The following is a 15,377-nucleotide window of genomic DNA, read 5'->3' on the forward strand; positions in this document are numbered from 1 at the left end:
CGGCTCAGCGGTCGGGCAGCCAGTTGCCGTGCAGGCCGAGCGGCACCCGTACCGGGAGGTGGACCCGGGCCACCGGCTCGCCGGTGAAGTCCTGGGCGGACAGGATCACCAGGTCGGCGGCGCCGCGGGTGGCGTCATGCACGTAGGCGAGCAGGTAGCCGTCGTCCTCGCCCGCCCCCGTGGCCGCGAACACCGCCTCGCCGACCGCCGCCTCCCTGCCGAACCCGTGCACCTCGCTGGTGCCCCGCTCCAGGTCGTGCTTGACCAGGGCGTTGGTGAAGGCGTCGTCCGGCGGCGGGCCCTCGGGCGCGAACGGGATCCCGTACAGAGCGGCGGCGGCGGAGTAGCCGTAGCGGTGGGGGAGCGAGGCGCGGGCGTCGTTGACGCGCGGGAAGTCCTGCGGCCGGTCGTCGATCCGCCGCTGGTGGATCTTGCCGTCGTCGATCGTCCAGCGGTCCAGCATCGGGCGGATCGCCCCCGGATCGGCGGGATCGAACGGCCCCTCGGCCGTGACCACGTCCACCACGATGACGCCGTGGTCGTCCTCGTAGGCGTTGAGGGTGTGGCTCACGTGCACGGGATCGATGTCCAGCCAGCGCACCTCGCCGCCGTCGCGCGGCATGACCCCCACCCGCGTCGGATGCCCGGGCAGCCACCGGCACGCGAACCCGTCGAACCCCAACGGCGTGTCCCACAGCACGACGTGGTTCTCGGTGAGCGCGAAGTCGTGCATGAACGGCGTACGGGTCAGGGGGATGCCGGTCGAGCGCACCACGTTCCCGTCGGCGGCGGTCACGATGTGCTGGACGTGTTCGCGGCCCACCATGTACGAGAGCGAGTGCAGCTCACCGGTGCGCGGGTCGTGCTTGGAGTGCGCCCCGGCCGTGAACCCCTCGGGGGTCAGGCCCAGCTCGCACACGCCCACGGTGTTCAGCTCCTCGTCCAGCTCGGCGGGCGGCGCACCGCCCTCCACCAGCGCGAAGGTACGCCGTGCGTGCTCGATCACATGCACCATGGGCGCCACGCCCGGGGTGCGGACGAAGCGGTTGCGGTACCACTCGGCCCGGCCGTCGCGCAGGCGGACGCCGTGGACCATGCCCTGGCCCATGCCCCAGATGTGCACGAGGGGGTCCTCCACGCCCAGGGCGTTGGGGCCGTTGCGCAGGTAGCGGCCGTTGAGCTCGGCGGGAATGCGGCCGGTGACGGGGAGGTCGTAGGCGGTGATCTCTTCGGTGACGGGCGCGAACGCGCCTTCCAGGTACTTCATGGGGACAACGTACGCAGGACACGCTGTTAGGCCGGTCCCACCTGGCGGAATGCCGGGATCTGCACTAGTGCAGGAGGGCCCTCGTGCTCGGCGGGGTCAGAGCTGGAGGGCGTGGTCGAGCAGGGACTGGAGGGTGACGGCACCGATCAGCCGGCGCTCGTCCACCACCGCGACCAGCGGGCTGCGCGTACGGGCCATCAGCGCCGCCAGCTCCAGCACCGTCGCCTTCGTGTCGGCCACCGGCAGCTCGCGCGGCTGCTCCGGCAGGCACTCGCGGACGGTCCTGCCCCCGAGCCGGTGCAGGAACCGGTCGGCGTGGGCCTCGTCCACCACCCGGGCCAGCGCCGGATCGTCCTGGCAGTAGGCCGGCACCGCCAGCCGCAGCACCTGCGTGCCGGGCAGGATGCTGAGCGGCCGCCCGCTCTCATCGACCAGGATGAGCCCCGGCAGGTCCCGCTCGGCCAGCAGCTTGGCCGCCTCCAGGGCCGGTGTGTCCAGCGTGACCGTCGGGAACTCGACGGCGAGATCGCGTGCGCGCATCAGTGGCCTCCGCGCCCCAGCCTAGCCAACCTCGTCCGGAGGCACGGGTGATGACGGCGGCCCGGCCGGCTACGGCAGCTCGGCGAAGCGTTCGACCTGTTCCGTCCGGCCCGAGACCAGGATGACGTCGCCGTACGACAGCTCCGTCTCCGCCGTCGCGTAGGTGAACTCCTCGCCCGGCGGCTTGACCGCCACGATGGTGACGCCGTACTTGCGGCGCAGGTTGGAGCGGCCGAGGGGGATGCCCACGTACTCCTTGGGCGGGCTGGTCTTGGCCAGCGCGAAGTTCTCGTCCACCTGCATGTAGTCGAGCATGCGCCCGCTCACCAGATGGGCCACCCGCTCGCCCATGTCGTGCTCGGGGAAGACGACGTGGTGGGCGCCGATGCGGCTCAGGATGCGGCCGTGCTGGGTGCTGATCGCCTTGGCCCAGATGTCGTTGATCTCCAGCTCGACCAGCAGCGACGTGACCAGGATGCTGGCCTCGATGTCGCCGCCGATGGCCACCACCGCCTGGTAGAAGTCGGGCACGCCGAGCTGGCGCAGCGCCTGCATGTCGGTGGCGTCGGCGGTCGCGATCTGGGTGATCTGGCCCGACAGGCTCTGGGTGATCTTGGGCCGGTTGTCGATGGCCAGGACCTCGGTGCCGCGCCTGGTGAGCTCCAGCGCCAGCGACGTGCCGAACCGGCCCAGGCCGATGACGACCACCGGGTCGCCTTTGTACTCAGCCAACGATGACTCGCTCCTCGGGTAGTTCGTAGTGCCGGGCGCGCCTGTTGAGGGCCAGCGCGGAGCCCAGGGTGAGGGGGCCGATGCGGCCCACGAACATCAGCACGATCAGCAGCAGGTGGCCGGCCGTGCCGACGCTCGCGGTGATGCCGGTGGACAGGCCCGCCGTGCCGAAGGCGGAGATCACCTCGAACAGCACCTCGTCGAGGCCGTGCGGGGTGAGGGCCAGCAGAGCGTACGTGGCGACGCCCACGAGCGCCACCCCCAGCGCCGTGATCGTGACCGCCTGGCGCTGCGTGGTGTCGGGGAGGCTGCGGTGGCCGATGTTCACCCGGCCCTCGCCGCGCATCTCGGCCCACACGACGAAGGCCAGGAGCCCGATCGTGGTCACCTTGATGCCCCCGGCCGTGCCCGCGCTGCCGCCGCCGATGAACATCAGCAGGTCGGTGGTCAGCCAGCTCGACGGGTACATCTGGGAGATGTCGAGGGCGTTGAACCCGGCCGAGCGCGGCATGGTCGCGGTGAAGAACGCCGCCAGCACCTTGGCGGGATCGTCGAGCGCCCCGAGCGTCCTGGGGTTGCGCCACTCGGTCACCAGGAAGACCAGGGTGCCGAGCGCCAGCAGGGCCAGCGTCACGCCCACCGTGATCCGGGTCAGCACCGTCCACCTGCGCGGGTGCCGCCACGACCGGGCCAGCTCGAACACCACGGGGAAGCCCAGCCCGCCCAGGATGCAGGCGAACGCGATGGTCAGGCAGATCCACGGGTCGGCCACGAACCGCATGAGGTTGTCCGGCCAGAGCGCGAACCCGGCGTTGTTGAACGAGGTGACGGCGTGGAAGACGCCCAGGTAGACGGAGCGGCCGAATGACTCGCCGTAGCCGATCAGGAAGCGCCCGGTGAGCACGGCGGCGGCGACGGCCTCGCACAGCAGGCTGAACAGCACCACCTTGAGAACGACCTTGCGCACGTCGCTCATGCTCAGCGTCTTCGTCTCGGCCTGGGCGACGATCCTGGCCCGCAGACCTAACCGGCCCGAGACGAGCAGCGTGAACAGGGTGGCCAGCGTCATGATCCCCAGGCCGCCCACCTGCACCAGCCCGGCGATCACCAGCTCGCCGAACACCGTCCAGTGCGACTCGGTGTCGACCACCGCCAGCCCGGTCACGCACACGGCCGAGGTCGCGGTGAACAGCGCGGCCACCCAGTCCGCGGGCTCGCCGGACGTGGTGGCGACCGGCAGCATGAGCAGGGCCGTGCCGATGGCGATGGCCACCCCGAATCCGGCCACCACGACCTGGGCGGGATGCCGGAAGCGGGCCGAAAGGGGGGACAGCACGCCCATTACCGAACTCCGATGCAACGGTCACGCATCGTGAACGCCTCCCCCGAAGATCTGACCGCCAGTTCCTGCCGACCAGACTTCCCGGCGCACCGCGCACTACCGTAACAGGCCATATGAGCGCCAGCGCACCTACGCCTCCTTGACGCGAAAAGCATGCCTTCTTGACGCGCCCCCGCGCGGGCGGCCATGGGATTCCCAGCCGTGGCGACCGGCCTGCCGACGGCCGGGGAAATCAGGTGAGGGAGCGGAAGAACTCGCGCAGCTCCGTGACCAGCACGTCCGGCGTCTCCAGGGCCGCGAAGTGCCCGCCGTGGCCGAACTCCGACCAGCGCACCACGTTGTGCACCTGCTCGGCCAGCGGCCGCACCGAGTAGTCCGCCGGGAACACCGCCACCGCCGTGGGCACGGTCCCGCGCTCCACCGGCCCCCACGCCGCGAAGTCGTCGAACCGCTCGAAGTACGTGTGCGCCGACGACCCCGCCGTCTGCGTGAACCAGTAGACGCTCACGTCGGCGAGGATCCGGTCCCGGTCCACCGCGTCCTCGGGCAGCTTGGCGGCCGGGTCCGTCCAGTCCTTGAACTTCTCCACGATCCAGGCCAGCTGCCCGGCGGGGGAGTCGTGCAGCGAGGCGGCTATGGTCTGCGGGCGGGTGCCCTGCAGGCGCATGTACGCGCCGAGCCTCTCCTGCCACTCCTCCATCCCGGCCAGCCGGCCGCGCTCGGCCTCCGTCAGCGCGCCCATGACCGCGGGGTCGCCGGTCGGGAACGTGAGCAGCGCGTTGACGTGCACGCCGATGACGCTGTCGGGCGCGGCCCGGCCCATCAGCGGCGCGATGAAGGCGGAGACGTCGCCGCCCTGGACGCCGTACCGCTCGTATCCGAGCCTGGCCATCAACCGCACCATCGCGGCGGCCGTGCGGCCGTCCGTCCAGCCCGTGTCGCGCAGCGGGCCGGAGAAGCCGTAGCCGGGCAGCGACGGGATGACCAGGTGGAAGGCGTCGGCCGGGTCGCCGCCGTACGCCGCCGGGTCGGTGAGCGGGCCGATGAGGTCGAGGAACTCGATCACCCCGCCCGGCCAGCCGTGCAGGAGCAGCAGCGGGGTGGCGTGCGGTGCGGCGGAGCGGACGTGCAGGAAGTGCACGTCCGCGCCGTCGACGGTGGTGGTGAACTGCGCGTACGCGTTCAGCGCCGCCTCCTGGGCGCGCCAGTCGAACCCGTCGGCCCAGTACGCGGCCAGGTCGCGCAGGTAGCTCGTGGGGACGCCGCGCTCCCAGCCGGTGCCGGGGAGGTCGGGGGCCCAGCGCGTACGACGGAGCCGGTCGCGCAGGTCGTCGAGCTGCTCCTGCGGGATGTCGATGCGATACGGGCGGACCTGGGGGGTGCTGTCGCTGTTCGTCATGTCTCCGACGTTAGAAGGAATTGGTGTCAGCTTCCGGCACCGATGAACGGCAAGATGAGCCCCATGCTGGAAACCTCGGCGCGGCTGCTCCGCCTGCTGTCCCTGCTCCAGTCGCGGCCTGATTGGACCGGCGCCGAGCTGGCCGAACGCCTCGACGTGGGCCTGCGCACGGTGCGGCGCGACATCGACCGGCTGCGCGAGCTCGGCTATCCCGTGGACGCCACGCCCGGCGTGGCCGGCGGTTACCGGCTGGGCGTGGGCGCCGCGCTGCCGCCGCTGCTGCTCGACGACGAGGAGGCGGTCGCGGTGGCGATCAGCCTGCGCACCGCCGCGACCGGCAGCGTCGCCGGGCTGGAGGAGGGCTCGCTGCGCGCGCTGGCCAAGCTGCAGCAGGTCCTGCCGTCGCGGCTGCGGCACCGGGTGAGCGCGTTCCAGGCCGCCACGGTCCCGCTGGCCGGGGCGGCCGCCCCGCCGGTCAACGCCGACCTGCTGACCGCCCTCGCCGCCGCCTGCCGCGACCGGCGGCGGCTGCGGCTGCGCTACCGGGGGCGCGACGGGGGCTCGGAGCGGGAGGTGGAGCCGCACCGGCTGGTGCACACGCCGCGCCGGTGGTATCTGCTGGCGTGGGACGTGGGCAAGGACGACTGGCGGACGTTCCGGGTGGACCGGATCGAGGGGCCGCCCGGGCTGCCGGGCGCCCGCTTCGCGCCCCGGCCGCTGCCGCAGGAGGACGTGGCCGCGTACGTGTCGCGCTCCATCACCTCGGCCCCCTACCGCTACCAGGCCCGCGTCCTGTTCCACGCGCCGCTGGAGGCGGTCGCGCCCCGCACCTCGCCGGGCGCCGGGCGGCTGGCGGCGGTGGACGCGCGCACCTGCCTGTTCCTGGCCGGCTCCGACCACCTGGACGAGCTGGCGGTGTACGTCGCGGCCAAGGGCTTCGACTTCGAGGTCCTGGAGCCGCCGGAGCTGGTGCCGGTGCTGCGCGAACTCTCCGACCGGCTCAGGAGGGCGGCGGGCGATATGGGACGGTAGGGGGATGTCTGACGAGCTCCCCCTCACCGTCGAGGAACTGGTCGCCGCCGAGCGGGCCGGGAAACGCCTCAAGTACGTGTTCTTCTGGGGCCACCAGCCCGCCCGCGACGGCAGTGCCGGCCCGGGCTGCCTGAGCCAGTGGTGGCCGGTCACCTTCACCGAGGACGGGCACACGTACGCCTCCGCCGAGCACTACATGATGGCGCACAAGGCGTGGCTGTTCGGCGACGAGGAGAGCGCGGCCGCGATCCTCGCGACCGGGCACCCGGGCGAGGCCAAGGCGCTCGGCCGCACCGTACGGGGCTTCGACGAGGCGACGTGGCAGCAGCACCGCTTCGACATCGTGGTACGCGGGAGCGTGGCCAAGTTCGGCCGGAACCCGCCGCTCGCCGACTACCTCCTGGGCACCGGGAACCGGATCCTGGTGGAGGCCAGCCCGCAGGACCGGGTGTGGGGCATCGGCCTGACCGCCGACGACCAGCGCGCCGCCTCGCCGGCCGGCTGGCGGGGGCTCAACCTGCTCGGCTTCGCGCTCATGGCCGCCCGCGCCCGCCTGGCTACGGGATGACCCCGGTCCACTTGCTGTAATCGGACGGCGAGTTGACGTAGCGGGCCTGCCACCTGCGGTTCGCGTAGTGGCCGGTGGTGACGGTGAACCAGCCGTTGCCCTGGGGGTAGCCCTTCGTCGGCGGGTACCCGTGCCGGTACGTCTTGCCGTGATCGTCGGGGTCGTTGAAATCGGTGCTCGCCACGCTGTAGCTGATGGTGACGTATCCCGACGTCGCCGGGCTGTTCCCGACCTCCACGTAGACCTTGTGCTTCAGCTTGTTGCCCACCGGAATGACCTTCGGCTTGTGGCACACGGCGGTGCCCGCGGCGTCGGAGACCGTGACGTGCACTTCCGGGCTGCCCTGCAGGGTCACGAGCGTATGGTCGGGGCCGGGGCCGGCGCTGACGGTCACCTCGGCGTGCAGGAAACCGCTCTCGGGCGGGGAGGTCTCCGTGGCGAAGCTGCCCGCCCGGTCCGTGATGGCCGAGCCGAGCTCGTACGCCTTCTGGCCGGCGTCGGCGCGGAAGCGGATGCTGACGAGCTGGCGGCCGAACGGCACCCACCGCCCGCTGGGCAGCTGCCGCTCCACGATCCCGCTCGCCTTGACCGGATCGCCCTCGTTGATCTCGCGCGGCTGGACGTCGAAGGAGATCCGGATGGGATGGCGCGGGGTGGCCCACTGGACCTCGAAGTCCTGCTCGGCCTGCACATCGCCCGCCCTCACCTGGAGCAGCCAGAGCCCGGTGCCGTCCTGGGGGTCGTAGGTGTGCTCGGCGAACCATTCGGGGCCGCCGGGGGTGCCGTTGAACTTCAGCTCGTAGACCTTGCCGGCGGGGTCGACCAGCCGGCCCTCCACGGTGGCCGGGCCGTCGACGGTGACGTGGAAGATCACGTCGACCGGCCGGTCGCCGAGCACGACGGTCTCGGGGAGGATCTCGATCGCGTGGACGTCGGGGATCTCGGCGGGCTCGGCGGTGTCGTTCGGTGATTCGGACATGACGGGTCGTTTCCCTTCGGATTCAGCAGACTTTCCGGTAATCCGCGTCAGGGACCAGCGCGCTCCATTCGCGCTCGGTCGGTGGCGCGGGCACGCGCGCGCAGACGGCGTCGGCGGCGCGGCGCGGATCGACGGGGAGGGTGCGCAGGGCACCGTCGGCGCCCACGCTGTGGAGCGTGCCGCCGTCGGGGGTGAAGGCGAGACCGAGCACGCCGCCCCCGTGCTGCGGGAGAGGCGGGCCGAGGCGGCGGCCGTCGGCCACGCTCCACAGCCAGATCCGGCCGCTCGTCCCGCCCGCGGCCAGGACGCTGCCGTCAGGGGAGAAGGCCGCGGCGGGCAGCTGGTCGGACTCCTGCTCGGGCAGGCTCAGGTGCCGCAGCCGGCGCAGCCCGGCGGCGTCCCACAGGTCGATCCCCGAGGTCGCGCCGCCCGCGGCCATGACCTTGCCGTCACGGCTGAAGGCGACGGCCCGCCCGCTGTCCCCCTGCTCGCCGAAGATCCCGGGGCGGTATTCCGGCCGCCCGGCGAGCTTGACCACACCGTTGCGGTCGGGGCCGTTCACCGCGAGCAGGCGGCCGTCGGGGCTGAAGGCGAGCTGCCAGCTGCCCGGCTGGTCCAGCTGCCGGACGAGCACCCCGCGCCGCGCGTCCCACAGCTGCACCTTCTCCCAGACGTCGTCGTAGGGAGCCAGCGCCAGCGTGCCGCCGTCGGCCGAGAAGGCCAGGCCGCCGACCTGCCCGGCGGTGCGCACCGTCAGCGTGCGCAGCCGGCGGCGGGTCGCGACGTCCCAGAGGACGACCCGGTCCGTGCCGGGCACGGTCACCGCGAGAGTGCCGCCGCCGGGGCTGAACGCCATGCGCACGTCGGGGCCCCGGGCGGCGCGCAGGGACCGGGCGGGCCCGCCGATCCGGGCCAGCATCGTGGTGGCGCCGCCGTGCAGCACCGCCGACTGCGCCCGATCGTCGATGGCGCCGGCCTGGGCGGGGCGGCGCAGGACGGCGCCGCCGGTCAGCGGCTTGAGATCGAGCCGCGCGACCTCGCCGCCGGTGAGGAGATAGCCGAGCGTGCTGCCGGCGGCGTCGAAGCGCGGCACGCCGGAGAGGTTCCTGACCGGCTGGGCCAGCAGCCGCGCGCCACTCCTCCGGAACACCGAGACGGTCTCGCCGTCGTAGGAGACCAGCAGGCCGCCGTCCGCGCTGAACGCGAGGGCCCTGCCCGCCGCACCCCGCAGGGTGCGCGTCCAGCGGCCGGCGGGCACGTCCCACAGCTTCACGGCGCTGCCGACGGTGACGGCCAGCGTCCCGCCGTCCGGCGCGAACGCCGCCGCGCCGCCACCCGCCGGCGCCGACCCGCGCATCGCGAGCCGCCGGCCGCGCCGGTCGAGCAGCCGGTAGGGGGCCTGGGTGGAGACCAGGGCCATCAGGCGCCCGTCGCCGGACACCTCGATGGCCTCCAGGCCGGGATCGGTGTTCGTCAGCACGGGCCGGCGCAGATCGGACAGGTCCCATACCTGCCCGCCCTCCGGCCGCTTGATGACGGTCAGCATGGTGCCGGTGGCGTTGAAGGCGAGCCGCTCGGCGGAGCGCAGGCCGAACCCGTCGCTCGCGGGCCGACCCGTCGCGCGGTCCCACAGCCGCACCCCGTCCGGCGCGGCCACGGCCAGCAGGGTGCGGCCCAGGGCCGTCGCGGTCACGTTCCCGGCCACGCCGGACAGGGCGGTGGGGACGGGTCGGCCGGTGGCCACGTCCCACAGGCTCACCGTCCCGTCACGTACCACAGCCAGGGCCGAGCCGTCGGGGCTGAGGTCGAAGCGCCCGCCGCCGTCCGCCGCCGCCGGGCGCGGGGTGCGGGTCTCGCGCTGGGCGAGCGCGCCGTACAGGGCGCTCCTGGTCACCGGCTCGCGGGGGGCCAGGTGCCAGGCGGCCAGGCTGAGCAGCGCCGCCCTGGCCGGATCGGACGCGCGCAGCCGGTCGGCCGTCTCGGCGGCCTTCCTGGCCGCGATCAGATTCCGCTGCTCGGCCCCCGACGTGCCGCCCACGACGGCGATCCCCGCCGCGGCCAGCGTCACCGCGACCAGACCGGCCACCGCGGCCCTGACCTGGCGGCGGCGCAGGTTCCGCCGGCGCTCGTGGGCCCGCGACGCCTCCAGGAAGGTCCGCTCCAGGCTGGTGACGGCCAGCAGGCCGGTCCCGTCGGCGAGCCCGCGCAGCGCGGCGCGCAGTGCCGTGCCGCGGTACAGGTCGTCGTCGCTGCGCCCGCCCGCCTCCCACAGCCGGGCCGCCTCACCGAGCAGGCTGTGCAGGAGCAGGCCCTGGCGATCCGCGTCGATCCACGCGCGTAATCGCGGCCAGGCGCGCAGCAGCGCCGGGCTGGCCAGGGTCACGGTCTCGCCCTCGTGCTGCAGCAGCCGCGCCCCCGAGAAGCCGCCGAGCACGCGTCCCACCCGCACCGTGTCGAGCGTGCCGTCCATGAGGTCGTCCACGTGCGCCCGCCGGAGCACGCCGTCCGCGCCGTCGCCGGGCAGGACCATGCGCAGCAGCACGCCGGGCACGACGGCCTGGTCGTCCGGGCCGAGACTCGCGAAGATCTCCTCGGCGACGTCACCCAGCGGCCGTCCGGCCGCCTCGGTCGTCAGCTCGTACGGTCGGCGCACGGTCTCGGCCACCCGGCTGCCCTCGGCGAGCAGCAGCCGGGTCTCGCCCTTGCCGTCGAGCAGGTTCTCCAGCAGGAACTTCGCGTCGGGCCGGTCGCCCGGGTCGTAGGACATGGCATCGCTCACCAGCCGGCGCAACGTCCCCCGCAGGGCGCCCAGGTCCGGCCGCCTGACCAGCACGAGGTTGTACATGGCCGCCGCCGTGTCCGCCAGGAACGGCGGCCGCCCCGTCGCGGCGAACAGCACCACGGCGCCCCACGCCCACACGTCGGCCGCCTGCGTGGCCGGCTCGCCGCGCACCCGCTCCGGGGACATGTAGCCCGGGGTCCCCAGCGGGTACGGGCCGTCGTCGGTGAGCGTGGCGCCCTCGACCCGGGCGATACCGAAGTCGATCACTCGGGGGCCGTCGGGGCCGAGCATGACGTTGTCGGGTTTGAGATCGCGGTGCACGACCCCCGCCAGATGGATGGCGGTCAGCGCGGTGGCCACCCCGGTGGCCAGGCGGTGCAGCTCCGCCCCTTCGTAGGGACCGCGCTCGTCCACCGCCCGGCGCAGGCTGGGCCCGTCGACGTACTCGCCGACGATGTACGGCTGCGCCCCGTCCAGCTCGGCGTCGATCACCCGGGCCGTGCAGAACGGCGCCACCCGGCGCGTCGCGGCGACTTCCTTGACGAACCGGACCCGCGCCTGCTCGCTCTCCGCGCGGTCGAATCGCAGCAGCTTGATGGCCACCCGCGTACCGGCCGGATCGTAGGCTTCGTAGACGACGCCCTGGCCGCCGGAGCCGAGCTGCCTTCCCAGCCAATAGTCCCCGAACTGCCGCGCGTCTCCCTGGGCGAATGGTGCCTGAGCCATGGAGACCTCCACCGCCGGACGGTTTCCGGCGCACGGTCGCCCCGAACGGGGTCGGCAGTCACGCTAATCGCCCGCCTCCTGGGCCCGCCTCCGGGAACGCCCTAGGGATAACCCCAGCCGAGCTCCCGCCCGCGTCAGGACGGAAAGCGCAAATAGCCAGGTGGGACGTGGTCGGCCAGCCACACCCCGTTGGCGCTGCGCCGGAAGACGTGCCCGTCGGCGTGCATCATCCCGGCGGCCACCACCAGCACCACCGGAGCGCCCCGCCGCGCCCCCACCCGGGTGGCCGTCTCCCGGTCGGGCGACAGGTGCACGTGGTGCCGGCTCATCGGCCGCAGGCCCTCCCGCCTGATCGCGGTCACGAAGCGCCCGACGGTGCCGTGGTAGAGCACCTCGGGCGGCTCCAGCGCGGGCAGGTCGAGCTCCACGGGCACCGAATGCCCCTGGCTGGCCCGGATCCGGCCGTCCTCGATCGCGTAGCGGCGCTTGTCGTTGGCCGCCACGACCTCCTTCAGCTCCTCCGGCGTGATCGTGAACCCGTGCTCGGCCGCCGCCCGGAGCAGCTCCGCCACCTCCACCCAGCCGCCGGCGTCAAGGGTGAGGCCGATGCGCTGCGGGTCGTGCCGCAGGTGCCTGGCGAGGTATTTCGAGACGCGTACCATTCTCCGTTCATCCATCAGGTGCCATGCTGCCGCGCCCGGCCCCCCGCCGCCAACCCGATGACCAATGCGTCTCGACGTTCCCCCGGGCCCCACGGACCTGAGACCTTCTCCCGGTGACCGCACGAGAGTCGGCTGACATTTCCTCTCATTGTGGCACGTGGTGATCGCCACGAGAGGCCGTACGGAAACCGGGGCGCGGCTTGGCGTGTCGTTGGGGCCCGGCTGGGCCGGCCGGGGTACGGGCCCGGGCATGGACAGCCTGGTCAGTATGCCCGTCACCCACACGCCCCCGCCACGCGAGATCGACGTCGAGGCGCTGCGCCGGCGTCTGGAGGAGGCCGTGGACGGCGAGGTGCGCTTCGACACCGGCACCCGCGCCGCCTACGCCACCGACGCCTCCAACTACCGGCAGCCGCCGATCGGCGTGGTGGTGCCCCGCGACCTCGACGCCGGGGTGGCGGCGGTGGCGGTGTGCCGGGCCAGGGACGTCCCGGTGCTGTCGCGCGGCGGCGGCACCAGCCTGGCCGGGCAGTGCTGCAACGCGGCCGTGGTGATCGACTGGTCCAAGCACTGCGGGCACGTCGAGGCCGTGGACGTGGCGCGGCGGCGGGTCACGGTGCAGGCCGGGGCGGTGCTGGACGCGGTCAACCACGTGCTCGCGCCGGACGGGCTGATGGTCGGCCCCAAGCCGTCCAGCCATCCGACCTGCACGATCGGCGGCATGATCGGCAACGACTCGTGCGGTGCGTCCGCGCAGGCGTACGGGAAGATGGCGGACTCCGTGCTGCGGCTGGAGATCCTCACCTACGACGGCGTGCGCGCGTGGGTGGGGCCGACCGGTGAAGAGGAGTACGCCCGGATCCAGGCCGAGGGCGGGCGCCTGGCCGAGATCTACCGACAGCTGCGCGACCTGCGCGACGACACCATGGAGCTGATCCGCACCCGCTTCCCCCGGCTGGAGCGGCGCGTGTCCGGCTACAACCTCGACCAGCTCCTGCCCGAGAACGGCTTCAACCTCGCCCGCGCCCTCGTCGGCAGCGAGGGCACGCTCGTCACCGTGCTGCGCGCGGAGCTGGCCGTGGTGCCCGTCCCGGCCGCCCGGTCCCTGGCCGTGCTCGGGTTCGAGGACATCTTCGCCGCCGCCGACGCGGTGCCCGCCGTGGCCGCGCACCGGCCGCTGGCGCTGGAGGCCATGGACGAGACGATGTACCGGCTGGCCCGCGCCGAGCACCCGCACGACCCGGCGCTGCGCGACCTGCCCCCGGGGGCGGGGTGGCTGCTGGTGCAGTTCGGCGGCGACACACCCGATGAGGCACGCCAGCGGGCCGAGGAGATGATGCGCGAGCTGTCCGGCCGGTCCGCCCGGAACGACGGGACACCGCCGCCCACGCACGCGTTCCTGGGCGACCCCGCCAGGGAGGACCGGCTGTGGCGGCTGCGGGAGTCGGGGCTGGGCGTGGAGGCGTACCCGCCGACGGGGCGGCAGACGTACGAGGGATGGTCGGACGCGGCCGTCCCGCCCGCGCGGCTGGGCGCCTACCTGCGCGACTACGACCGGCTGCGGCGCCGCCACGGCTACCGCGAATCGGCCCTGTACGGCCACTTCGGGCAGGGCTGCGTGCACGGCAGGCTCCCGCTCGACCTGCACACCGACGACGGGATCGCCAACTACCGCAGGTTCGCCGAGGAGGCCGCCGACCTGGTCGCCGCCTACGGCGGGTCGCTGTCGGGCGAGCACGGCGACGGGCAGGCGCTGGCCGAGCTGCTGCCGCGCATGTTCGGCGAGGCCGTGGTCGGGGCCTTCGGCCGGCTCAAGGCCATCTTCGACCCCCGCGACCGCATGAACCCCGGCAAGGTCGTCCACCCGCACCGCCTCGACCAGGACCTCGCCCAGCGGCACTTCTACCCCCTGGAGCCCCGGCACACGTTCTTCGACTATCCGGACGACCACGGCCGTTTCGGGCACGCCGCCACCCGCTGCGTCGGGATCGGGAAGTGCCGCAAGCACACGTTCGAGGGCGGCGTGATGTGCCCCAGCTACCGGGTGACCCGCGAGGAGGAGCACTCCACGCGCGGGCGGGCCCGGCTGCTGGAGGAGATGGTACGCGGCGACCTGATCACCGACGGCTGGCGGTCCGAGGCCGTGCGCGACGCCCTCGACCTGTGCCTGGCGTGCAAGGGCTGCCGGGCCGAGTGCCCGGTGAACGTGGACATGGCCACGTACAAGGCCGAGTTCCTCGCCCACCACTACCGGCACAGGCTCCGGCCGGTCGCGCACTACTCGATGGGCTGGCTGCCGCTGTGGGCGGCGCTCGCCGCGGCGGCGCCCGGGGCGGTGAACGCCGTCACCCACCTGCCGGTGCTGTCGCGGCTGATCAAGGCCGCCGCCGGGGTCGCGGCGCGGCGGGAGCTGCCGAGGTTCGCCGAGGAGCGGTTCACCGACTGGTTCCGCCGGCGCGGCGCCTCGCCATCGGGCACGCGGGGGCGGGTGGTGCTGTGGGCGGACACGTTCACCGACAACTTCGACCCGCGCGTCGGCCGGGCGGCGGTGAAGGTGCTGGAGGCGGCCGGGTTCGAGGTGCTGGTGCCGCCGGTGGCGCTGTGCTGCGGGCTGACGTGGATCTCGACGGGGCAGCTCGGGATCGCCCGCCGGGTGCTGTCGCGCAGCGTCCGGGCGCTGACGCCGTGGGCCGAGGCGGGGGTGCCGGTGGTGGGGCTGGAGCCGAGCTGCACCGCCGTGTTCCGCTCCGACGGGCCCGAACTGCTCAACACGCCGCAGACGCGGCTGCTGTCCGAACGCACGCTCACGCTGGCCGAGCTGCTGCAGGACCGCGCCCCCGACTGGCAGCCGGCCTCCGCCGGCGGGTCGGCGGTGGCGCAGGTGCACTGCCACCAGAGCGCCGTCATGGGGTACGACGCGGACCGGGCGGTGCTGGACCGGTTCGGGATCCGTACGCGGGTGCTCGACTCGGGGTGCTGCGGGCAGGCCGGGAACTTCGGGTTCGAGCGGGAGCACTATGACGTGTCCGTGGCGTGCGCGGAGGAGGGGCTGTGGCCGGCGGTGCGCTCGGCGGGGGAGGAGGCGCTGCTGGCGGACGGCTTCTCCTGCCGCACCCAGATCGCCGCCGCCGGCACCGGCCGCCAGGGCCGCCACCTCGCCGAACTCCTCTCCACCGCCCTCTCCCGCCCATAGCCCCGCGTACGGCTTGCGCGGGCCGCGCGTGTGCCTACCCGCTTGACGCGCTCGTCGCCGGGCGGGCCGTAGGCGGTGGGTGGTGTGCGTCGGCTCAGGGGCGTCGTCCGTGGCGACGGCCAGGCGGGCGGGGGCCGGGTTACCCCGGCGGGCGC

The 15,377-nt window shown here is 73.7% G+C and carries 11 protein-coding genes; 3 read left to right on the forward strand and 8 right to left on the reverse strand.

Annotated features, from left to right (window positions below; translation table 11 throughout):
- Positions 1 to 4: 4 nt before the first annotated feature.
- The 5 genes from ACTWPW_RS12890 to ACTWPW_RS12910 all read right to left on the reverse strand — a co-directional run bounded on the left by ACTWPW_RS12890 (position 5) and on the right by ACTWPW_RS12910 (position 5,280).
- Complete coding sequence (locus tag ACTWPW_RS12890) at positions 5 to 1,267, reverse strand: carotenoid oxygenase family protein (RefSeq protein WP_375108675.1); 1,263 nt, start codon at positions 1,265 to 1,267, stop codon at positions 5 to 7.
- 96 nt (positions 1,268 to 1,363) lie between these two features.
- Positions 1,364 to 1,807 (reverse strand): CBS domain-containing protein, encoded by a 444-nt coding sequence (locus ACTWPW_RS12895; RefSeq protein WP_375108674.1) that lies wholly within the window; start codon positions 1,805 to 1,807, stop codon positions 1,364 to 1,366.
- Between the two features lie 69 nt (positions 1,808 to 1,876).
- Positions 1,877 to 2,539 (reverse strand): potassium channel family protein, encoded by a 663-nt coding sequence (locus ACTWPW_RS12900; protein WP_375108673.1) that lies wholly within the window; start codon positions 2,537 to 2,539, stop codon positions 1,877 to 1,879.
- Complete coding sequence (locus ACTWPW_RS12905; protein WP_443168842.1) at positions 2,532 to 3,875, reverse strand: TrkH family potassium uptake protein; 1,344 nt, start codon at positions 3,873 to 3,875, stop codon at positions 2,532 to 2,534. The genes ACTWPW_RS12900 and ACTWPW_RS12905 overlap by 8 nt, the downstream gene beginning before the upstream one ends.
- A gap of 238 nt (positions 3,876 to 4,113) precedes the next feature.
- The gene (locus ACTWPW_RS12910; protein WP_443168843.1) at positions 4,114 to 5,280 is read right to left on the reverse strand and encodes an epoxide hydrolase family protein; all 1,167 of its coding nucleotides are present in this window, start codon (positions 5,278 to 5,280) and stop codon (positions 4,114 to 4,116) included.
- Positions 5,281 to 5,343: 63 nt separating this feature from the next.
- On the opposite strand from ACTWPW_RS12910, the gene ACTWPW_RS12915 reads away from it, so the two are divergent.
- Both ACTWPW_RS12915 and ACTWPW_RS12920 read left to right on the forward strand, forming a co-directional pair.
- Positions 5,344 to 6,312 carry a helix-turn-helix transcriptional regulator gene (locus tag ACTWPW_RS12915; protein WP_375108670.1) on the forward strand — a complete coding sequence of 323 codons (969 nt, stop codon included), beginning with the start codon at positions 5,344 to 5,346 and terminating at the stop codon, positions 6,310 to 6,312.
- A 4-nt stretch (positions 6,313 to 6,316) separates the two neighbouring features.
- Positions 6,317 to 6,880 (forward strand): NADAR family protein, encoded by a 564-nt coding sequence (locus ACTWPW_RS12920; protein WP_443168844.1) that lies wholly within the window; start codon positions 6,317 to 6,319, stop codon positions 6,878 to 6,880.
- On the opposite strand, the gene ACTWPW_RS12925 is transcribed toward ACTWPW_RS12920, so the two are convergent.
- The 3 genes from ACTWPW_RS12925 to ACTWPW_RS12935 all read right to left on the reverse strand — a co-directional run bounded on the left by ACTWPW_RS12925 (position 6,870) and on the right by ACTWPW_RS12935 (position 12,044).
- On the reverse strand, positions 6,870 to 7,859 hold the full coding sequence (locus ACTWPW_RS12925) for a hypothetical protein (RefSeq protein WP_375108668.1): 990 nt from the start codon (positions 7,857 to 7,859) through the stop codon (positions 6,870 to 6,872). The genes ACTWPW_RS12920 and ACTWPW_RS12925 overlap by 11 nt on opposite strands.
- A gap of 22 nt (positions 7,860 to 7,881) precedes the next feature.
- Positions 7,882 to 11,367 carry a protein kinase domain-containing protein gene (locus ACTWPW_RS12930; RefSeq protein ID WP_443168845.1) on the reverse strand — a complete coding sequence of 1,162 codons (3,486 nt, stop codon included), beginning with the start codon at positions 11,365 to 11,367 and terminating at the stop codon, positions 7,882 to 7,884.
- Between the two features lie 134 nt (positions 11,368 to 11,501).
- Entirely contained in the window at positions 11,502 to 12,044 is a 543-nt protein-coding gene (locus tag ACTWPW_RS12935) for an RNA 2'-phosphotransferase (protein WP_443168846.1), read from the reverse strand.
- 253 nt (positions 12,045 to 12,297) lie between these two features.
- Here ACTWPW_RS12935 and ACTWPW_RS12940 point away from each other — a divergent pair, with 253 nt between their 5' ends.
- Positions 12,298 to 15,222, forward strand: a complete 2,925-nt coding sequence (locus tag ACTWPW_RS12940) for an FAD-binding and (Fe-S)-binding domain-containing protein (protein ID WP_443168847.1) — start codon at positions 12,298 to 12,300, stop codon at positions 15,220 to 15,222.
- The last annotated feature ends 155 nt before the right edge of the window (positions 15,223 to 15,377 follow it).

The sequence above is a fragment of the Nonomuraea sp. KM90 genome, from assembly GCF_052246675.1.
Lineage (GTDB): Bacteria > Actinomycetota > Actinomycetes > Streptosporangiales > Streptosporangiaceae > Nonomuraea.